The organism is Streptomyces sp. NPDC041970, assembly GCF_055588985.1.
In genome coordinates, this window is record NZ_JBVJCD010000010.1 from 1 (window position 1) to 18,484 (window position 18,484).

Annotated in this window: 18 protein-coding genes and 2 pseudogenes; 8 read left to right on the forward strand and 12 right to left on the reverse strand. The window is 69.6% G+C overall.

Annotated elements, in window-relative coordinates; translation table 11 throughout:
• Positions 1-194 (forward strand): annotated as a pseudogene (locus ACZ6EJ_RS07945) (hypothetical protein); the annotation flags it as partial.
• 98 nt (positions 195-292) lie between these two features.
• Here the strand turns inward: ACZ6EJ_RS07945 and ACZ6EJ_RS07950 are convergent.
• The 8 genes and pseudogenes from ACZ6EJ_RS07950 to ACZ6EJ_RS07985 form a co-directional block, all read right to left on the reverse strand.
• Positions 293-658: pseudogene (locus ACZ6EJ_RS07950) on the reverse strand (helix-turn-helix domain-containing protein); the annotation flags it as partial.
• Positions 659-1,100: 442 nt separating this feature from the next.
• Complete coding sequence (locus tag ACZ6EJ_RS07955) at positions 1,101-1,226, reverse strand: hypothetical protein (RefSeq protein WP_398091824.1); 126 nt, start codon at positions 1,224-1,226, stop codon at positions 1,101-1,103.
• A 105-nt stretch (positions 1,227-1,331) separates the two neighbouring features.
• A complete protein-coding gene (locus ACZ6EJ_RS07960; protein WP_469265290.1) occupies positions 1,332-2,306 on the reverse strand; it encodes a carbohydrate kinase family protein in 975 nt (324 codons plus the stop codon).
• A 137-nt stretch (positions 2,307-2,443) separates the two neighbouring features.
• A complete protein-coding gene (gene metK, locus ACZ6EJ_RS07965; protein WP_469265291.1) occupies positions 2,444-3,655 on the reverse strand; it encodes a methionine adenosyltransferase in 1,212 nt (403 codons plus the stop codon).
• Positions 3,656-3,699: 44 nt separating this feature from the next.
• On the reverse strand, positions 3,700-4,347 hold the full coding sequence (locus ACZ6EJ_RS07970; RefSeq protein WP_469265293.1) for a class I SAM-dependent DNA methyltransferase: 648 nt from the start codon (positions 4,345-4,347) through the stop codon (positions 3,700-3,702).
• 67 nt (positions 4,348-4,414) lie between these two features.
• Positions 4,415-5,422, reverse strand: a complete 1,008-nt coding sequence (locus ACZ6EJ_RS07975) for a DMT family transporter (RefSeq protein ID WP_469265295.1) — start codon at positions 5,420-5,422, stop codon at positions 4,415-4,417.
• Complete coding sequence (locus tag ACZ6EJ_RS07980) at positions 5,422-6,420, reverse strand: PLP-dependent cysteine synthase family protein (protein WP_469265297.1); 999 nt, start codon at positions 6,418-6,420, stop codon at positions 5,422-5,424. The genes ACZ6EJ_RS07975 and ACZ6EJ_RS07980 overlap by 1 nt, the downstream gene beginning before the upstream one ends.
• Positions 6,421-6,498: 78 nt before the next feature.
• Positions 6,499-7,485 carry a class I SAM-dependent methyltransferase gene (locus ACZ6EJ_RS07985; protein ID WP_469265299.1) on the reverse strand — a complete coding sequence of 329 codons (987 nt, stop codon included), beginning with the start codon at positions 7,483-7,485 and terminating at the stop codon, positions 6,499-6,501.
• 496 nt (positions 7,486-7,981) lie between these two features.
• Between ACZ6EJ_RS07985 and ACZ6EJ_RS07990 the strand changes: the two genes are divergently transcribed.
• The 3 genes from ACZ6EJ_RS07990 to ACZ6EJ_RS08000 all read left to right on the forward strand — a co-directional run bounded on the left by ACZ6EJ_RS07990 (position 7,982) and on the right by ACZ6EJ_RS08000 (position 10,612).
• Positions 7,982-8,581: a class II aldolase/adducin family protein gene (locus tag ACZ6EJ_RS07990; protein WP_469265300.1), complete on the forward strand. Its 600-nt coding sequence runs from the start codon at positions 7,982-7,984 to the stop codon at positions 8,579-8,581.
• Complete coding sequence (locus tag ACZ6EJ_RS07995; protein ID WP_469265301.1) at positions 8,578-9,153, forward strand: cupin; 576 nt, start codon at positions 8,578-8,580, stop codon at positions 9,151-9,153. The genes ACZ6EJ_RS07990 and ACZ6EJ_RS07995 overlap by 4 nt, the downstream gene beginning before the upstream one ends.
• Positions 9,154-9,241: 88 nt before the next feature.
• Positions 9,242-10,612, forward strand: coding sequence for a helix-turn-helix domain-containing protein (locus ACZ6EJ_RS08000; protein ID WP_469265415.1), 1,371 nt, complete (start codon positions 9,242-9,244; stop codon positions 10,610-10,612).
• A 30-nt stretch (positions 10,613-10,642) separates the two neighbouring features.
• On the opposite strand, the gene ACZ6EJ_RS08005 is transcribed toward ACZ6EJ_RS08000, so the two are convergent.
• Positions 10,643-11,260 carry a TetR/AcrR family transcriptional regulator gene (locus ACZ6EJ_RS08005; protein ID WP_469265302.1) on the reverse strand — a complete coding sequence of 206 codons (618 nt, stop codon included), beginning with the start codon at positions 11,258-11,260 and terminating at the stop codon, positions 10,643-10,645.
• Between the two features lie 249 nt (positions 11,261-11,509).
• Between ACZ6EJ_RS08005 and ACZ6EJ_RS08010 the strand changes: the two genes are divergently transcribed.
• The 3 genes from ACZ6EJ_RS08010 (at position 11,510) to ACZ6EJ_RS08020 (ending at position 14,420) form a co-directional block, all read left to right on the forward strand.
• The gene (locus ACZ6EJ_RS08010; protein ID WP_469265304.1) at positions 11,510-12,205 is read left to right on the forward strand and encodes a haloacid dehalogenase type II; all 696 of its coding nucleotides are present in this window, start codon (positions 11,510-11,512) and stop codon (positions 12,203-12,205) included.
• 217 nt (positions 12,206-12,422) lie between these two features.
• Complete coding sequence (locus ACZ6EJ_RS08015; RefSeq protein ID WP_469265305.1) at positions 12,423-13,511, forward strand: aminotransferase class V-fold PLP-dependent enzyme; 1,089 nt, start codon at positions 12,423-12,425, stop codon at positions 13,509-13,511.
• A 159-nt stretch (positions 13,512-13,670) separates the two neighbouring features.
• Complete coding sequence (locus ACZ6EJ_RS08020; RefSeq protein ID WP_469265307.1) at positions 13,671-14,420, forward strand: transposase; 750 nt, start codon at positions 13,671-13,673, stop codon at positions 14,418-14,420.
• 483 nt (positions 14,421-14,903) lie between these two features.
• Here ACZ6EJ_RS08020 and ACZ6EJ_RS08025 read toward each other — a convergent pair whose 3' ends face one another.
• Together ACZ6EJ_RS08025 and ACZ6EJ_RS08030 are read right to left on the reverse strand one after the other, a co-directional pair.
• On the reverse strand, positions 14,904-15,614 hold the full coding sequence (locus ACZ6EJ_RS08025) for a type 1 glutamine amidotransferase domain-containing protein (protein WP_469265308.1): 711 nt from the start codon (positions 15,612-15,614) through the stop codon (positions 14,904-14,906).
• A gap of 440 nt (positions 15,615-16,054) precedes the next feature.
• On the reverse strand, positions 16,055-16,630 hold the full coding sequence (locus ACZ6EJ_RS08030) for a TetR/AcrR family transcriptional regulator (RefSeq protein ID WP_469265310.1): 576 nt from the start codon (positions 16,628-16,630) through the stop codon (positions 16,055-16,057).
• A gap of 374 nt (positions 16,631-17,004) precedes the next feature.
• On the opposite strand from ACZ6EJ_RS08030, the gene ACZ6EJ_RS08035 reads away from it, so the two are divergent.
• Positions 17,005-17,946, forward strand: coding sequence for an NAD-dependent epimerase/dehydratase family protein (locus ACZ6EJ_RS08035; protein ID WP_469265311.1), 942 nt, complete (start codon positions 17,005-17,007; stop codon positions 17,944-17,946).
• Here ACZ6EJ_RS08035 and ACZ6EJ_RS08040 read toward each other — a convergent pair.
• Complete coding sequence (locus tag ACZ6EJ_RS08040; RefSeq protein WP_469265313.1) at positions 17,915-18,274, reverse strand: hypothetical protein; 360 nt, start codon at positions 18,272-18,274, stop codon at positions 17,915-17,917. The genes ACZ6EJ_RS08035 and ACZ6EJ_RS08040 overlap by 32 nt on opposite strands.
• Positions 18,275-18,484 lie beyond the last annotated feature (210 nt).

The following is an 18,484-nucleotide window of genomic DNA, read 5'->3' on the forward strand; positions in this document are numbered from 1 at the left end:
GGCTGCCCGCCCACTCCGTGTACCTGCTCCAAGCGGTCCGAGCGCTGCGAGACGACCTCACTGCGGGACTCCGCTCCCTACCGGGTCGCGGCGACACCCTCTACCTCGCGGGCGGCGTACGCCACCGCTGGCGTGCCACCGACCCGGGCACCCGGGTCCTGCTGGTGGCCGTCGCGGACGGTGGCGACCACTGACGCCTCCGGCGGTCCTCGGCACGGGCGCCGGAGCCCCCGCGCGCCGTCGTCCGCACGCCGCCCGGCTCCCGCCCGGCGAATCGCGACCCGGCGCCGGCCCGCCACGAGGGTCTGACGGCCACCGCCACCGCCGACACCGTCGGCGGCGTCTTGGCCAGGAGCGCGCGTATCCCCTGGACGGCCCGGGTGATGGTGGAGCGGTCGACGCCGAACAGCAGGTTCAGGACCGAGTGCGGAAGGTCGTGTCGCAGGTGGATCAGCGTGGCCACCAGCCGGTCGACGAACACCAACTGGTGACGGGCGCCGGCACCAGCGGCCCGCTTCCTGGCTCCGCCTCGTGCAGCATGGCGGCGGCCTTCGATACCGGCTCGCCACGGAACGGCCAACTCCTCGATCAGACGAGCGAGATGACGCCGAGAGGCCCCCGTGAACAGCCGATGCGCCAGCACCGCCCGATTGACCATGATCACCACAACCGGATCATGCCACCTGCCAGGCACGACGCCTCACCCGCTATCACGCACCAACTCGTTAGCGCAGCAGAGCAGCGTGGTTGCGCGAAGCGCCTGGAGCGAGGCGTGGGTGATCCAGGAACCTGAGCCGCATGGTGCAGGTCGCGTGCCGACCCCGTCGACTCGATTCATCGAGGGCGAAAGGCCGTCTCGCTGGGAGCATCAGGCAGGCCAGGCAGGGCTGCATTCCGCGCAAGCCTCGCCTCGGGTGTTACGAATCATCGGCCGATTGGACCGGCGAGTCCGGGGCGTTTTCGCAGTGACGGAGGGGTGTCCGGGGCGATGGTGCGGACCGTCGACGGCCGCGAGTGGCATGCGAGCGGCCGCAGTCTTCCGCGGCCCGGCCGCCTCCGGAACGGTGTGGTCGGCGGGACCTCTCAGTGGCGCGCGACCGTCAGGACGACGTCTCGCAGCGCCTGTCGGCGGGAGCCTTCAGCCCCAGTCTGATGGCGTGCCCCGCATTGACGCCGTACGCGATGTCCCGCAACAGGTTCCAGGCTTTGTGAAGCAGTGTCCGCATCAGGCATCTCCCTGAGTCGTGGCTCGGGTCCGGGCTACGGGAAGGCTCCTGACAAGAACTATACATACCTGTATAGCAACAACCTGCTGACGGCGACTGTCCGCGTCAGCGGAGTTCGGCAAGTCGCGGTTCCGCAGTGCGCGCCGCGTCGGGGCCGTAGGCGCGTTCCATGCGCGCTGTCAGATCGGCCGGGGCCAGCTTGTACTCCTGGGTGCCGATCGCTTCGAGCACCGTGGTGGCCAGCGCGCAGCCCAGTCGCGCCGCCTGTTCCTGCGGCCACCCCCATGCCGTACCAGCGAGGAAGCCGGAGCGGAAGGCGTCCCCCGCACCCGTGGGATCGGCGATCCGCTCCGCGGGCACGGCCGGGATCCGCAGTGCCGGTGCGCCGCCACGGACCAGGACGACCCCGTCCGCGCCCAAGGTCGTGATCCAGGTGCCGACGCGGTCGAGGAGGCCGGCCTTGGACCATCCGGTGCGTTCGACGAGCAGTGCCTCCTCGTATTCGTTGGTGAACAGCCATCGCGCCCCGTCGACCAGTTGACGGGCCTGGTCGCGGTCGAGACGGGCCAGCTGCTGCGAGGGATCGGCCGCCACCGGGATGCCGAGGCGGTGGGCATTGGCGGTGTGCCGGAGCATGGCCTCGGGGTCGTCGGCGCCGACGAGCACCAGTTCGGGCCGGTCCGCGAGAGACGCCAGGTCGATCCGGCGGGCTTCGGCCATGGCGCCGGCGTAGAAAGTGGCGATCTGGTTCTGGTCCTCGTCGGTGGTGCAGACGAACCGTGCGGTGTGCAGGGATTCGCTGACCCGGACGGCGGAGGTGTCCACGCCGTGCGACCGCAGCCAGGCGCCGTACTCCGCGAAGTCCGCTCCCGCGGCGCCGACGAGAGTCGGCTCCAGCCCCAACAGGCCCAGTCCGAAACAGATGTTGGCGCCGACGCCTCCCCGGCGCACCTCAAGGGCGTCGGCGAGGAACGACAGGGACACCCGCTCCAGCTGTTCCTTGATCAGCTGTTCGGCGAAGCGGCCGGGAAAGGTCAGCAGATGGTCGGTCGCGATGGACCCGGTGACGGCGATACGCATGGACGGCGCTCCTTGAAGCTGTGGCCGGTGGTGGACGCGGCGCGCGAGGGAGAAGGCGGCGTCGGCCGGCGGTGCGCGGCCCGGGGGGAGCCGCGCACCGTCGGCCGAACGAACGGGAGGACCCGGGGCCGGCGCCCTCAGCCGGCCGCGACCGCCGCCCGCAGGGCGTCGGCGCGGTCGGCGCGTTCCCAGGTGAATTCCTCCAGCTCACGGCCGAAGTGGCCGTAGGCGGCGGTCCGGGCGTAGATGGGCCGCAGCAGGTCGAGATCCCGGATGATGGCGGCCGGACGGAGGTCGAAGACCCGCCGGACGGCCGCCTCGATCCTGGACACGGCGACCGTGTTCGTGCCGAAGGTCTCAACCAGCAGCCCCACCGGCTCGGCCTTTCCGATGGCATAGGCGACCTGGATCTCGCAGCGTGCCGCGAGACCCGCCGCGACGATGTTCTTGGCGACCCAGCGCGTCGCGTAGGCCGCTGAACGGTCCACCTTGGAAGGGTCCTTACCGGAGAACGCGCCACCACCGTGACGGGCCATGCCCCCGTACGTATCGATGATGATTTTGCGTCCGGTGAGGCCCGCGTCCCCCATCGGGCCCCCGATCTCGAAACGGCCGGTCGGGTTGGTCAGGAGCCGGTAGTCGTCCGTCTCCACCTTGATGCCGTCCTCCGCCAGTCCGGTGAGCACGTGCTCGACGACGTGCTCGCGGATGTCGGGGGTGAGAGCGCCGTCCAGGTCGACGTCGCCCGCGTGCTGCGAGGAAACCACCACGGTGTCGAGCCGGACCGGGCGGCTCCCGACGTACTCCACGGTGACCTGGGTCTTCCCGTCCGGTCGCAGATAGGGGACGGTGCCGTCCTTGCGGACCTCCGCCAGCCTCCGGGAGAGGCGGTGCGCCAGCTCGATCGGAAGCGGCATGAGCGTGGGCGTCTCGACGGTCGCGTATCCGAACATCAGGCCCTGGTCGCCCGCGCCCTGTTCGCCGAGCTCGTCCCGCTCGCCCTCCGCTCTCCGCTCGTACGCCGAGTCGACGCCCCGCGCGATGTCCGGTGACTGCGCGCCGATCGACACCGACACACCGCAGGACGCCCCGTCGAAGCCCTTGGCGGACGAGTCGTACCCGATGTCGATGATCTTCTGCCGCACCAGGTGCGCGATGTCGACGTAGGCGGTGGTCGACACCTCGCCCGCGACATGGACCTGGCCGGTGGTGATCAGCGTCTCGACCGCGACGCGTGCGGCGGGATCGCGGCTGAGCAGTGCGTCGAGAACGGTGTCGCTTATCTGGTCGGCGATCTTGTCAGGGTGCCCCTCGGTCACAGACTCCGAGGTGAAGAGGGTGCGGGACATGGGAGCTCCAGAGATATGGCGGATGGGGACGGTGGCGCCGGCCGCTACGACGTGGGGACGTTCTTGCGGAACACCCAGTAGTCGGCGCCCTCTTCGGCGATGTAGCCGGCGTCCGGCATCTTGAACAGGAGCGTGGTGCGCGCGGCGACCTCCGGTGACAGCGCGAACTCCTCGAAGCCGGTCTCCGCGGCGTAGGAGCCCCGGGTGGAGACCAAGATCAGCCCGCCGGGCCTGGCGTACTCGATCAGGGTGAGCAGCGCCGGCGGCCGGACGTGGCCGAGGGTGAAGACCCCGCTGCTGACGACGATGCCGTACTGGGACAGCCGCTCGTCCCGCTCCGGCACCGAGAGGTCCACACCGCCGTAGACCTTGCGGTAGGCGTTGGTCTTACGTGCCTCGGCGGCCATGTTCTCGGAGAGGTCGACGCCGTCGATCTCGTACGTTCCCAGCGTCCGGAGGACGCTGCCGACGAGGCCGGTGCCGCAGCCGGCGTCGAATATCTCGGTCTGCGGTGTTCCGTAGGCGGAGGCGAGCAGGTGCACGAAGTTCGCGGCGACCCGCGGCGCGATCCATTTCTGGTCGGCGAGGTCCGCGTCGTAGCCCGTCGCCCAGTTCTCGTAGTAGTTCTTCAGCCCGGGGGCGTCTTCGAAGAAGACGTGCGACTGCTTGATGTTCGTGAAAGAGCTGCTCATGGAATTACCTCTCTGTCGGGTCGGGCCGACGGACAGGGACACGGTGGTCACCGTTCGGCGGCATCCTTCAGGTAGGGGCAGGTACTTCTGACGCGTCCGCCTTCTTGTTGCCGTCGCCTTCCGCGTCCCGGCGGTCCCGGACACGCAGTCGGGAGTTCTTCACGTCGAAGAGCATGTAGACGGCGATGCCCGCGAGGACGAACAGTGCTCCGGTCACTTCCGACCAGGTGGGCAGGCGGTTTTCCACGGGAAGGCTGAGGATGGCTCCGAAGATGGTCTCCGTGGCGAGGAGCGGGCCGACGAGGGGGACGGGAATCCCCTGTGCGGCCTTCACCCAGATCAGGGTCCCCCACCACGAGGCGATGACCCCGAGGAACACACACCACGCGATGATCTTGAACAGCGGATACGGTTCGAACGTCTCGGGGGGAGTCGAGGCGATAGCGAAGGGCAGTAGCACCATCGAGGCGCCGCCGGCCCCCATGGCCACGAGTCCGGCCCAGAGCGTGGGGTCGGGCTTGATCTCCCAGGTGCGCTGCGACTGGGCGTTGCGGACCACGAAGTAGGACCAGGTCAGCATGGCGCCGATCGCGAGCAGGATCGCGAAGATCGAGTCGTTGACGCCTTCGAGGTCCTTCCCCGAGATGAGGTCGGAGACACTGAGGAGCCCCAGACCCATGATGATCAGGACCACGGGAGCGATCAGCTCGCGCCAGGGCATGCGCTTCTCGGCGAAGTTCCCGGCCACCGCGATGGTGATCGGCGACGATCCGACGACGACGGCCGTGATGAATCCGCTGTCCATGGTCGCCGAATACGAGACGCAGATGTAAAAAACGAAGTAGCCGACGAAACCGATCCACAGGCCGAAGAAGACTCTCCGCACGGGCATCAGCTTCAGCTGCTTCCGGCCCCTCCACAGGACGTAGAGTCCGCAGAGGCCGAACAGGGAGTAGCGTCCGGTCACCAGGAGCAGTTCACTCGCGGGTCGCACTGCGGCCGGGGCGACGAAGGCGAAAGCCCACAGGAGGGCAGCCGTCAGTGCGGCGATGACATTCTTCGGCGTGCTTCCCATTACAGAGCGCTTCTCCGTTCGGAGGTGTCCCCGGCGCTGAAGCCGTTTTCCTTCAGCCAGTTCGGGTTGTAGATCTTCGACATGTACTTGCTCCCGCTGTCCGGGAGCACGGTGACGACGACGGCCGGTCCCTTCAGCGAGCGGGCCACGCGTACGGCGCCCCAGACGTTGGCGCCGGCCGTCCCCCCGCAGACGAGGCCCTCGCGCCGGGCCAGGTGGTGGCACGTGGCGAAGGCGTCGGCGTCGGAGAACCGAATGACGTCGTCGATGAGCGAGAAGTCCATGCACTCGGCCAGGTGGTCCTCGCCGACGCCCTCGACGAAGTACGGGGCGATCTCGGTGGGGTCGACCACCCCGTCGTGGAAGTAGCGGTGGTAGATGGAGCCGACCGGGTCCAGCAACACCGAGGTGACGTCTGGGTTTTGTTCCTTCAGACAGCGGGAGATCCCGGAGATCGTCCCGCCGGTGCTGCCCGAGGCGACGAACGCCGTCACGGAGTCGCCGAGCGCCTCCCGGATCTCCGGACCCGTGGAACGGAAGTGGGCCTCGGCGTTGAGGGGGTTGTCGTACTGGTTCAGCATGAACGAGCCCGGTGTCTCGGCGTGGATGCGCCGGGCGCAGGTCACGTAGTGCTTCGCCGAGCCGGGAGCGGCCGAGGTCGGGCAGACGACGACCTCGGCGCCCATGGCACGCAGGGCGTCCCGCTTCTCGTCGCTGACCTTGTCCGGCATCGTGAGGACGGCGCGGTATCCGCGTGTGGCCGCCATCATCGCGATCGCCGCGCCCGTGTTCCCCGAGGTGTTCTCGACGATCGTCCCGCCCGGTCGGAGCAGGCCGCGGCGCTCGGCGTCGGCCAGTATGTGACTGACCATGCGGTCCTTGATGCTGCCGCTCGGATTCAGGAATTCGAGCTTGGCGAAAAGGCGAACGCCGACGGGAACATCGAACGTGGTCAGTTCCACCAGAGGCGTTCTGCCGATGACCGACTGAACATTCATTCTGAGTCCTTACGTCAGCGGCGTCAGGAAGGTGACGGGATAGCGGGCCGGTGGACGGCCGGTCGGTGCGCTCCGTGATCAGAGAGCGGAATCAGGGATTTTCACAGAGTCGAGGATGGCCACGGTGTGACCGACCTTCTCGCCCCTCTCCACCCGGGTGAAGGCGTCCACCGCCGATATCTCGTGAGGCGCGAGTTCCTTCTCCAGCTGGAGGGCCTGCGCACCGGCGGCCGCGACCGTGAGACCGGCGAAAACCTCTCGCAGGACGTCGACCGGGTAGAAGTGGAACGGCCCGAGCCCCTCCCGCTCCCACCGGGCGTAGCCCCCCACGACGTCCAGGGGTTCGGACTGGATCTTCCAGGTGTAGGTCAGGATGCCGCCGTTGTACCCGGCGGCACTGGACAGCGCCAGGATCTCCGACAGCGGCACACGCGCCCCGATCGACGAGAGCACCCGGCCTCCGACCCGGAGGATCGGGTGTGCCTGCTGCAGGGCGAGGTAGTGCAGGGTGACCAGATTCTTCTCGGCGAAGCCGGGGACCTCCTCACTCCGCTCCTCGATGAACGTCGAACTCGTCTGGCCGTCGTCGAGGTCGCCGGCGCCCGCCATGGGGATATTGGGGAGGTTCTCGTAGACGACGTCCACCTGCGCGACCTTGCCGGCGAGCGGCGCGAGGATGTCCCCGGCACCTCCGATCAGTTCGATGTCCTGGGCGAGGAGGTTGCCGCGGATGTTCTGCCGCGCGTGCTCGAGAACGTCCTCGTGCAGATCCGTGAAGCCCACCGACTGCGAGTGGAGGATCTCCACGGCGGCCAGGACGTCCAGGCCGGCCCCGGTGCCGATGGTGCAGAACTTCGGGGCGAGGAAGCCCATCCGGGCAAGGGTCTTGAACGCGGGCACGGCGACGCTGGCGACCCAGTCCGCTCGCGGATCGTCCGCCTTCGGAAGGTAGGAGTGATCCGACAGCGTGATCTCCACGGATGGCCGGATCCGTTCTGTCTTTCCGATCTGGAAGAACTCGCTCGGGGACACAACCAGTTCCGTGGTGTCGATACGTGAACTCATCTCAGCCTCCTGCGACACGGCAAAAGCTCTGCCAGTACAAAGAATTCCGGTCGGCGCCCAGAGAAATGCTTGGTGCACCGGATAGCGCCCCTACGAGACATTGCTCCTCCCATGAAGGCGTCCTCACTGTCGCACCGCCCCGCAATCCGTGTACAGGGCAACTCTGTTGCCACTCGACTGGCAACAGCAGCACCACCGAACCGCCCGCGAACAGATGGATGTCATATCCGCGGGGCGCTGTCCGCTGCGAACACCCGCATCTGCACTTCCCCGCACGCCAGGGGCAGGGGACTCGGTCGGATCGGCTGCCGGAGGCTCTTTCCGGCCATCCGCCGGGGCGCCGTTGACACGGCGAGAAGCGACTCCCTAGCTTGTAGCTATACCGGTTGGTATAGTCGCCGCTCCTCGCTCTGGGGGCGTGCGTGCCAGTCCCGGTGTCCGGGCAGGAACCTGAATGGTCCCTGGACATCACCGCCATGACAGCTAGGGGGAGTCCGTGAAGCCCGTACGAGTCCACGAGGAAGTCGAACGGCACCGTGAACTGGTGCTGCTCGCCTGTCGGTCGCTGGACCGGTCCGATCCGCAGGGACAGGCTTCCGGCTGTGTCTCGATGCGATCGGGTGAGGCCGTCGTCATCTCGACCGGTGAGGAGGGCGGGGAATCGCCCCGGACCGACCGGAACGCCGTGCTGATCGACGCGGAGGAGGGGCTGCCGCTGCTCGGGGAGCTCGCCTGGCCGCCCCCCGAGACCCCGGCACATCTCGCGATTCACCGGCAGCTTCCGGGCGGCGGTGCCGTGATCCACACGCGCGAACCCACCACCGTGACTCTCGCGGAGGCGGTCGGCGCGACGGTACTGACGGTCGCCCCCGGCCGGCGGAGCACGTCCGGGCGTGACGACGTGGCCGACCTGGAGAAGCTCATCGACCTCTCCGGCCCCGTGGCCGCCGTGCTGTTCGGCGGCTCTGCCGTCTTCACCTGGGGCCGGAGCCCGGACGAAGCGCTGTCCGGGCTGGAGCGAATCAGGGAACTCGGTCGCGTCCTGCGGTCGGCGCCCGCCGCCGGCCCCGAGGAGGCCCGGGGGAAGGCCTGGTGACGTTGTTACAGGTCATGTCGGCCTGCGACCCCGGCGCGGTGCAGCTGCGGTCGGAGGACCCGGAGGTCATACGTACCCAACTGCTGAGGGTCGGGGTGCGTTTCTCCCGATGGCGCGCCGCCCGGCGGATTCCCGTCGACGCAGATGACGCGACGATTCTGAACGCCTACCGGAGCCATATCGACCATGTGAGCGCCGAGAACGGCTACCAGGCCGTCGACATCAAACGCCTCACCCCCGCGTCGGCCGGTCCCGGGCCGCAGAGGTCACGGGCGAACCGCGAGAAGTTCCGTCGGCGGCATCTGCACGAGGAGGACATGGTGCGCTTTCTGGTGGCGGGTGTCGGCTGTCATTACCTCCATGCCGCGGGCCAGGTCTACGCACTGGTCTGCACGGCCGGTGACCTGCTTTCGGTGCCCAGCCGTACGGGGCACTGGTTCGATGCCGGAGCGACCCCCTGCTACACGTCTGTCCGCTTCCTCTGTGCGGGCGACCGGCCCGGTGTCCGATTCCCCCCGGGCGACATCGCCGCCCGCTTCCCTACGCTCGACGATCTGCTGGCGCTGCCCTGAGCGGCAGTACCACTCGGCCGACCTGCGCCGCTCAGGAGCCACGGCGCGGTCCTACGACTTCAGGGAGTTCGCAGTGTTACGGAATTCAGTGCAGGACAGCGCAGGAAGCCGACCGGGACCAAGCGGTCCGGACTGTCCGTGCGGTGCCGACTCGCCAGGAACGTTCGGCCACCTGCTCCGGGCCCACCGCGAGCGGCGCGGGCTCTCGCTCACGCAGTTGGCCGGCCTGGTGCACTTCAACCGAGGGCATCTCAGCAAGGTGGAGAACGGCAAGCGCACGCCGTCGGTGGTTCTCGGGGCGGCCTGCGACCGGGTGCTGGACTCCGGGAGCAGGTTCACCGCCATCGCGACGGCGCTCGAAGCCGCCTCCCGGCCGAGCCCCGGATGGGTTCATCCGGCCCAACTTCCGGCGGCCAAGCGCTTCTTCACAGGAAGGCGGCGTCATCTGAAGCAGCTGAGCCAGTGGCTCGGGGACGACCGGTCCCTCGCCGTGCCCGTCGCGGTGATCAACGGTCCGCCGGGCGTCGGCAAGACCGCCCTGGCCGTCCAGTGGGCACACCAGGCGGTCTGTGACGGCCGCTTCGCCGACGGGCAGCTGTTCGTCGACCTCGAAGGCCCCGAACCGGGAGAGGCAGCCGACCCGTTCGACGTCCTGGGGCATCTGCTCCACGCGGTGGGGGTGCCCGGTGAGCGCCTGCCGGCCGACTTGCATCAGCGGGCCGCCGCCTTCCGCTCCTATCTGCACGGGCGCGAGGTGCTGCTGGTCCTGGACAACGCCGCCGACGCCCAGCAGGTGCACCATCTGCTGCCCGGCTCACCGGGCAGCGCCGTCGTGGTGACCAGCCGTTCGCGCCTTCCCGGCCTGCTGTCCAGGGTGGACGCGGCCACCCTGCCGATGACGGAACTGTGCCGCCCGGAGGCCGCCATGCTGCTCCGTGCCATGATCGGGGACGCGCGAGCGGACGCCGACCCCGCCGCACTGACGGTGCTGGCGGAACGGTGTGGGCGGCTGCCCCTGGCCCTGGTGCTGGCGGCGGAGAACATTGTGAGCTGCCAGCACCCCAGCGCCGACCGGCTGGCCGCGGAGCTCAAGGCGGAGGAAGCCCGGCTGGCCCTCGCCGAAGGGGACGTGACCCTGCGCCATACGTTCGACGCGTCCTACCGGGCCCTCGACGAGCCGAGCGCACGGATATTCCGGCTGCTGGGGCTGCTGCCCGGCCAGGTGATCGACGTCGCGGCCACTGCGGTCACCGCGGGGGTCAGCCACGCCGAGGCCGTACGGCTGCTGCGCGATCTGGCGAGCGCTCACCTGATCCGGCAGCAGGACGAGCGCCACTACCTGATGCACGATCTCCTACGCGTCTACGCGGCCGACCTCTGCCGGCAACTGGACGGCGGGACCGCGGCCGCACAGCAGGGGGAGGACCGGGCGGAGACCGAGGCGGCTCTCGTCGCCTGAAGCGCTCATCCCGGCGCCTGGTGCCCGGCGTCAGGCGGCGAGCGACCGCTCGATGAGGACGGCCGCCACCTCTTCCGCCTGACGCACGGCTCGGTCCACCAAACCCATGGGACCCGCGATGCAGGCTCCCTCGTGCAGGATGAGCACCTGGGCGGCCAGATCGCCGGGCGCCTGGGCACCGCCCTCCCGCGCGAGGTCCTCCAGAAAGCCGAGGAACCACGCCTTCTGCTGCCGTGCGACCTCCCGGGCCGGGTGGTCCTCGGCCAGCTCCACCGACGCGTTGATGAAGGCGCAGCCCCGCTTGTTCCGCTCGGTCGACCACTCCTGCAGCGCGCCGAAGGTGGCGAGAATCCGCTCACCCGGCGGCCCCTCATGGCCATTGACGTGCTTCACCAGCATGGACCTCCACAGGCCGTCCCGGGCCTGGAGATAGGCGACGATGAGATCGTCCTTGGAGCCGAAGCAGTCGTAGAGCGTCTTCTTCGTGACGCCCGCCTGCTCCGCGATCGCCTCCACGCCGACGGCCCGGATCCCGAGATCATAGAAGAGCCGGGAGGCCGTTTCGAGGACTTTCACGCCGGCCGGCGTCAGATGGTGGGCACCCCGACGCTTTGTCCTCGTCGCCTGGGTTTCACTACTGATGGTCACCTCGCCAACGGTACACCCAGCGGTATACAGGCGATAGCGTCCGCAACGCAGGAATCGAACGCGGGTGCCTCGACGGTGGCCCTTCGCGGACCCGCCCTGACCGGTAGGACGCCCCCGGCTCCGTGGCCCCGCCCGCCCAAGGACACGCCCTCGATTGGCCCCATCGCGTCTCTGTGCCCGCCGACAGGCCAGCCTGCCGGGGACGGCGATCGCGTAGCGCGACGCCCGGGCTCGGAAAGGGGCGGGACGATGACTCCGGCAAGCAGGATCGAGGTCGCCGTCTTCGACGTCCTCGGCACGATGGTCGATCAACCGGGCGGGCTGCGGACCGCGATCCGCGAAGCGTTCCCCTCCGCGGGCGAGGCGGCCGCCGACCGGCTGCTCGCCGGCTGGGAGGAGCACGTCGCCCATGAACAGCGTCGTATCGCGAACGGCGAACGGCCCTACGCGAACTCCACGGTCCTGGACAGCGAGGCCGTCGAGCGCGTGGCCGGCGATACCGGGCTCACGGACCCTGATGCCCTGCGGCGTCTCGCCACGGCCTCCCACCGCCTGGCCCCTTGGGAGGACTCCGTTACCGGTCTCGCCGCGTTCGCGCGCCTGTTCCCGGTCATCGGTCTCACGAACGCCGCCCGCGCGGATCTGCTCCGCCTCAACGCCCACACCGGGCTGCGCTGGCACCAGGCGCTCTCGGCGGAGGACGCCCGCGCATTCAAGCCGCTGAAAGCGGTCTACCAGCTCGCCCTCGACACCGCGGCCTGCCCGCCGGAGCGTACGGTGATGATCGCCGCCCACGCCTGGGATCTCCGGGGCGCCCAGGCCCTAGGCATGCGCACGGCCTATGTGCACCGCCCCGGTGGAGACCCGCCGAAGGACACCGACACCTTCGACTGGCAGGCGGACGGCCTGGAGGAACTGGCCGCCGAACTGGCCCCGTTCGCGTAGCGGGCGGACGGACCGCAACCTCGACCGCGGTGACCGCGCCGTGATCCACTGGGAGCGTGCCCGGGAGCCGTGAGCCGAAACGGCGCCGCACCGGACGGGAATCGGGATGGGGAGTATGGACATCGAAGCGCTACGCCGGGACACCCCGGGCACCGCGAACCGGCTCCACCTCAACAACGCGGGCGCGGGTCTGCTGTCCCGGGGCACGCTCCGGACCGTGACCTCCCATCTGGAACTGGAGGCCGCGATCGGCGGCTACGAGGCCGCCGATCAGGAACGCGAACGGATCGACGCCGTCCACGAGCACATCGCCCGGCTGGTGGGCGGCCGGGCGGACGAGATCGCGCTCTTCGACAACGCCACCCACGCCTGGAACGCCGCGTTCTACTCCATGGACTTCAAGCCGGGCGACCGCATCCTCACCGGCCGTTCCGAGTACGGCAGCAATGTTCTGGCCTATCTGCAGACAGCCCGGCGCACCGGTGCCGAGGTCGTTGTCGTCCCCGACGACGCGTCCGGTCAACTCGATACCACCGCCCTGGCGAACCTGATCGACGACCGCTGCAAGCTGGTGGGCGTCACCCACGCGCCGACCAGCGGCGGTCTGGTCAACCCGGTCGCCGAGATCGGACGCGTCACCCGTGCCGCCGGCGTTCCCTTCCTCCTCGACGCCACCCAGTCGGTCGGGCAGTTCCCCGTGGACGTCACGGAGCTGGGCTGCGACATGCTCACCGCCACGGGCCGCAAGTTCCTGCGCGGCCCGCGCGGCACGGGCTTCCTGTGGGTCCGCCGCGAGACGCTCGGCCGCCTGGAGCCGTACGTGGCGGAGACGGCGTCGGCCACCTGGGACGGCGGGCGCGGTTTCACCTGGCACGACGGCGCCCGGCGTTTCGAGACCTGGGAGGTCAGCTACGCCAACACGCTGGGTCTCGGCGCCGCCGTCCAGCAGGCTATGGACCTCGGCATCGACGAAATCGGGCGGCGCGCCCTCGCCCTCGGCGCACGTCTGCGCGACGGTCTCGACGCCGTTCCCGGCGTCAACACCCATGATCTCGGCGCGCGGCGGTGCGCCATCGTCACCTGCAAGGTCGACGGCATGGCCGCGGCCGACACCGCGGCCGCCCTGACCGCGCAGGGCATCAACGTCAGCGTCACGAACCCGGCGCAGACCCAGTTCGACACCGAGAACCGGGACGTCCACCCGCTGGTGCGGCTCTCACCTCACTACTACAACACCGAGGCCGAGATCGACCGTGCTGTCGGGGCCCTCACCGAACTCGCCCCGGCGGGCAGGCCGCCACGGTGACGAGGGCCTATCTCCCTCAATGATCTGTCAGTGAGCGTTTTCAGCGTGGCCACTGATCGGGTGACGCCGGTCAGGTCGAGGTGAGGGCCGCAACGCACAAAGCTCCCGTGCCGTTGAGGGAGGTGTTCGACGTCTCAACCCACCGGCGCAGGAGCCCTGTTGGTTTCCTATCCTGCCGCACTCGACCTCCCTCACGCCCTGGTCGAGTGGGTCACCATGCTCATCGTCACCCGCGAGGGTGAGCGCCGCTGCAAGCTCCCGCCGCACCAGCGTGCGCTCGTCGCTCTGGTGTACCTGCGCCGCCACGACACCCTCACCCGGATCGCGTCCGGTTTCGGGATGTCCGTCGGCACCGCTCACGCGTATGTCACCGCCGTGACCGGCCTGCTCGCCGACCGGGCCCCGGGCCTGCTCAAGTCTCTGCGCGAGCACGATCCGAAGTTCGTCCTGCTGGACGGCACTCTCGCCGAGTGCGACCGTGTCGGTGACAGCCGGGCGGACTACTCGGCCAAGCACCGCCGGCACGGCGTGAACGTTCAGGTCGTCACCGACCCCGCCGGTGAGATCCTGTGGATCTCGCCGGCGCTGCCGGGCCGCACTCACGACCTCACCGCAGCCCGCACCCATCGCAGCATCCGGATCTGCGAGCGTCAGGGCGTCCCGATCCTCGCCGACCGCGCCTACACCGGCGCCGGCCCCTGGGTCACCACCGGACTCAAACGGCCACCGGGCGGGGAACTCACCCTCACCCAACGCACCGTCAATCAGACACTGGCCGCGGCGAGGGCACCGGTCGAACGCGGCATGGCACGGCTGAAGCCCTGGCAGATCTTCCGAAGATCGCGCATCAGCCCCAACCGCATGACCGTCATCGCCAAAGCTGTCCTCACCTTGGAGAGGCAGCGCTGAAAACGCTCACTGAGTCTGTGCGCGAGACAGGTAATCCGTTGCTGACCATGAGTGCGTCCGAGAGCTTCGCAGGGGGACCGTCTCGGGCCCCCGGCAGGCAGGCCGGTGGCGGTGCCGGTCTGACGGGGAGCACTGGCGGTCAGGCGAGGCCGACGGGCGCGGACGGGTGATTGGCCGCCCGGCCGTTTCGTCGTCCCCGCCGGCGCACGTCGGGTGGGGTGACGTCGGCAACTCAGAGGGAGTCGTGGCCGTGGCCTTCGGTTCGCGGCCTGCCGCGGCCTGGGCGGGGCTTTGCCCTGCGGGGCCGCACTGGGTGGCGGTGGTCGAGGAGTATGCGGAAGTCGTCCGGATGCACGACTCGGGCCCCGCGTCCGCGTGCTCGTTCACCTTTGCCGACGTCCCCTGTCCCGTCGCTGACATGGAGCGCGGCCTTCGGCGGCATCCATCCGGGGACCCCCCGTCGTGGAAGGGCCGCGTCTCGACTTAGCCTCGCTCCCTCGACGCGTTGCGCTCGATGGCTTCGACGACCTTCTTCGCTGTGGCCTTGGCTGAACCCGGGTTCTGGCCGGTGACGAGGTTGCCGTCGGTGACGACGTGGGAGACGAAGGGCAGTGTCGCCTTCTCGTAGAGCGCGCCGCGCTGCCTGGCCTTCTGCTCGGCGTTGTAGGGGACCAGCTTGTCGACGCGGGCGAGGACCTCCTCGGTCCAGGCGAATCCCGTCATCCTGCGGCCGGCGATGAGATAGGAGTCGTCGGAGAGCCGGGTGTTGAGCAGGCCGCAGTATCCGTGGCAGACCGAGGAGACGATGCCGCCGCGCTCGTAGATCTCGCGGGTGCAGCGCTGCAGGCCTTCGCTGTCGGGGAAGTCGTACATCGCCGCGTGACCGCCGGTGAAGTAGATCGCATCGTAGTCTGATGGGTCGATCTGGTCCGGGCTCGCCGTGTTCTTGAGCATGGCCATCTTTCCGGGGTCGGCGCGCCACGCCTTGGCGGTCTTGTCGTGGTTCGGGAACTTCAGCGCACGCGGCTCCAGGGGCACCGCGCCGCCTGCTGGGCTGACGAGCGTCTGCTCGTAGCCGTGTTCCTCGAAGACGTGCCAGGCGTGCGTGAGCTCGGAGAGCCACAGGCCAGTGGTGTGGGAAGGGTCGTCGTAGTGGCCGACGTTGGTGACGACGTTGAGGACGCGCTTGGTCATGGCTGATCTTCCTTCATGCGGACCGGGATGGCGAGGTGGCTGGCGGTCGTAGCCGGTGGTCGGCCAGCGGATGCCCAGGGCACGCATCGTCTCGGACGCCCGGGCCAGGGTCCGTGCCCACGCCTCGTGCTCGACCCCGCGGGGCGAGGTGGAGCCCTGGAGGCACTGGTGGGCGACGGTCTGGACTTCGGAGTGCTCGAGCAGTCCGTCGACGCCGTGAGGGTGGGTCCCGCTCGGCCTCGTCGAGGTCGGTGTCCATGCCGTACCGGTCATAGAGGCCGCCTTCCGGGACGACCTCCATGGTCCGGTCGGTCAGCTTGCCGGTCGGTGTCATGGACCCCCTCCTCCAGCGTGAGCAGCGCTGACACCGAGGAATGCGTGGCATGTGAGCACCGTCGACCATGGATGGCGTGAGGCGCGCGACGGGCGGGCGGCTCACGTCAGGAGCCCACCGACGTGATGGCGAGGAAGGCGTTGCGCACCCGGTCGGCGACCTCTTCGCCTGACGCGGCCTGCAGCTTGCCGTCGAGGTGCAGGCAGGCCAGCCCGTGGGCCAGCCCCCAGCCGGCCGACGCCAGGGCCGAGGCGTCCGCGCCGGGGAAGAGGCGGCGGAGCGCTTCGGTCAGCAACCGGTGCAGGGCGTCGGCGGCCTTGACCCGCTCGTCGTCTGCGTCATCGCACGGCTTGCCGAACATCACACGGAACAGAGCCGGGCGCCGCAGCGCGAAGGCGACGTAGGAGACGGCGAACTCGGCCAGGTCCGAGAGCGAGGCGGGCAGGTCGCGCCCGCCGCCCAGGTCGGTCAGCAGGTCCCGGAAACCCTCGACGGCCAGCGCGGACTCCAGGGCGTCGCGGTCCTTGAAGTGGCGATACGGCGCGGTCGGCGACACGCCGGCCTGGCGCGCGACGGCGCGCAGCGAGAAGGGCTCGCCGCGCTCCAGCATCTCCATCGCGGTCGACAGCAGGGTCGCCCGCAGGTCGCCGTGGTGGTAGCCGCTCTTCTCTGATGTTGACATTGCTTACTTTGCCCTCCCGTACTTGGTTAGCACTGTAAACATAGTGCACGTCGGACGGAACCGAGCCCTGCGGGGAATGGGCCGCAGGGCGCTCAACGGCCGACCGACGTACGTGGTCGACCAGTCGGTCACCGCACCGGCCCCCTCGTCATCAACCTGGGCGACGACACGCTGTCGCCGGGTCGGGGGTAGTCGACGACCTCGCCGTCCACCTCGGTGGCACACCGGCGACCGGGTGCCGGAAAGGCTCGGCCAACGACCACACCGGCCGGGTCCGCATCCCGGCCGCGGTGGTCGACCGCATCCGTGCCGCGCGACGCCGCTCGCAGTCGGGCTGTCGTCGGCACCCGCACCCTCCAGCTCAAGGAGACCCGATGCAGACCGTTCTCGGCGCCGGCGGGCCGATCGCCGACGAGCTCGCCAACGAGCTCCACCGCAACCACACCAAGGACATCCGCCTCGTCAGCCGCAAGCCGTCGGGGGTGAACGACACCGACGAACTCATGGCCGCGGACCTCACCGACGCCGACGCCACCAGCCGCGTCGTCGCGGGCAGCGACATCGCCTACCTCACCGTCGGCCTGCCCCTGGACTCGGAGCTGTGGGAGCGGCAGTTCCCCGTCATGATGCGCAACGTCATCGACGCCTGCGCCGAACACGACACGAAGCTCGTCTTCTTCGACAACACCTACATGCATCCCGGAACGTCGACGCCCCAGACCGAATCGACAGCATTCGCGCCGGGCGGGCGCAAGGGGCGGGTCCGCGCGCAGATCGCAGCCATGTTGTTGGGGGCCATGCGGGCCGGCCGCGTCGAAGCGCTGATCGGCCGAGCGCCCGAGTTCTACGGTCCCGGCCGGACGAAGAGCTACACGAACTCGTTGGTGTTCGACCGGATCAAGGCGGGCAAGCGACCGCTCGTCCCGGTCGACGCCCATGCCGAGCGGTCCCTGATCTGGACCCCCGACGCGAGCCGCGCTCTCGCCCTGCTCGGCAACACGCCGGATGCCTACGGCCAGACGTGGCACCTGCCGGTCGACCCGGACCGGCAGTCCTACGCCCAGCTCGTCGACTTCGCCGGCGAGGCCACCGGCCGCAAGATCGGCTACACGGTGCTGCCGACGCTCGCCTTCCGCCTCGGGCGCCGCTTCGTCAAGCCGCTCGACGAGATGGACGAACTGCTCGTCCGCTACCAGGACGACAACATCTTCGACAGCTCGAAGTTCGCGGCCCGCTTTCCCGATTTCCAGGTCACGGGCTATCGGGAGGGAGTGCGGCGGCTCCTCACCGGCCGACCCGTCGACCGGTCCTCCTGATGGCTGCCTCGTGCCACGATGCGGACCAGCTCCGGCACTCCGGCGTGACGCCCCTGGCGCGCCGGAAGAGCCGACGAAAGTTCGGCACGCCCAGGCAGCCGACGCTGCGGGGAATCCGGGCGACCGGCTCGTCGGTCAGCTCAAGCGACTCGCGTACGAAGGCGTCGTGGGCGTCCTTCGCGATCTCTCGGGCTGCGGCGAGGCCCTCGGTGGCGGCGTAGGCGTCCGCCTCGACCGGCGTGACCATGCGGTCGGCGGCGCGCACGGACCGGTCCTCGATCAGGACGCGCAGGGCGACCTGGGGGCGGGCGATGGCGCCGCGGGTCATGTGACTCTCGCCACGCAGCGCTTCGATCCGTTCGGGCCGACGCCCGTGAGGGCGGCGGTGCCGCACTCCCCCATCGCGGTGCGGTGGTCGCCGGCGGCTCAGGCCGGGGCGGTGATGCCTTCCGGGCGGTCACGGCGGATCTGCCGTGCAGCGGCGCGTTCCGGGAGGCGGCCGGAGACGGCACTCCCCTCGGGGCCCGAGGTGGCCGGC

What these genes read in the sequence shown, in the direction of transcription:
- ACZ6EJ_RS08040 (WP_469265313.1), bottom strand. Translation starts at nt 18,274, where the DNA reads ATGACCCGCGGCGCCATCGCCCGCCCCCAGGTCGCCCTGCGCGTCCTG.
- ACZ6EJ_RS07970 (WP_469265293.1), bottom strand. Translation starts at nt 4,347, where the DNA reads ATGAGCAGCTCTTTCACGAACATCAAGCAGTCGCACGTCTTCTTCGAA.
- ACZ6EJ_RS07960 (WP_469265290.1), bottom strand. Translation starts at nt 2,306, where the DNA reads ATGCGTATCGCCGTCACCGGGTCCATCGCGACCGACCATCTGCTGACC.
- ACZ6EJ_RS08010 (WP_469265304.1), top strand. Translation starts at nt 11,510, where the DNA reads ATGACTCCGGCAAGCAGGATCGAGGTCGCCGTCTTCGACGTCCTCGGC.
- ACZ6EJ_RS08025 (WP_469265308.1), bottom strand. Translation starts at nt 15,614, where the DNA reads ATGACCAAGCGCGTCCTCAACGTCGTCACCAACGTCGGCCACTACGAC.
- ACZ6EJ_RS08030 (WP_469265310.1), bottom strand. Translation starts at nt 16,630, where the DNA reads ATGTCAACATCAGAGAAGAGCGGCTACCACCACGGCGACCTGCGGGCG.
- ACZ6EJ_RS07975 (WP_469265295.1), bottom strand. Translation starts at nt 5,422, where the DNA reads ATGGGAAGCACGCCGAAGAATGTCATCGCCGCACTGACGGCTGCCCTC.
- metK (WP_469265291.1), bottom strand. Translation starts at nt 3,655, where the DNA reads ATGTCCCGCACCCTCTTCACCTCGGAGTCTGTGACCGAGGGGCACCCT.
- ACZ6EJ_RS07980 (WP_469265297.1), bottom strand. Translation starts at nt 6,420, where the DNA reads ATGAATGTTCAGTCGGTCATCGGCAGAACGCCTCTGGTGGAACTGACC.
- ACZ6EJ_RS07955 (WP_398091824.1), bottom strand. Translation starts at nt 1,226, where the DNA reads ATGCGGACACTGCTTCACAAAGCCTGGAACCTGTTGCGGGACATCGCG.
- ACZ6EJ_RS08035 (WP_469265311.1), top strand. Translation starts at nt 17,005, where the DNA reads ATGCAGACCGTTCTCGGCGCCGGCGGGCCGATCGCCGACGAGCTCGCC.
- ACZ6EJ_RS07985 (WP_469265299.1), bottom strand. Translation starts at nt 7,485, where the DNA reads ATGAGTTCACGTATCGACACCACGGAACTGGTTGTGTCCCCGAGCGAG.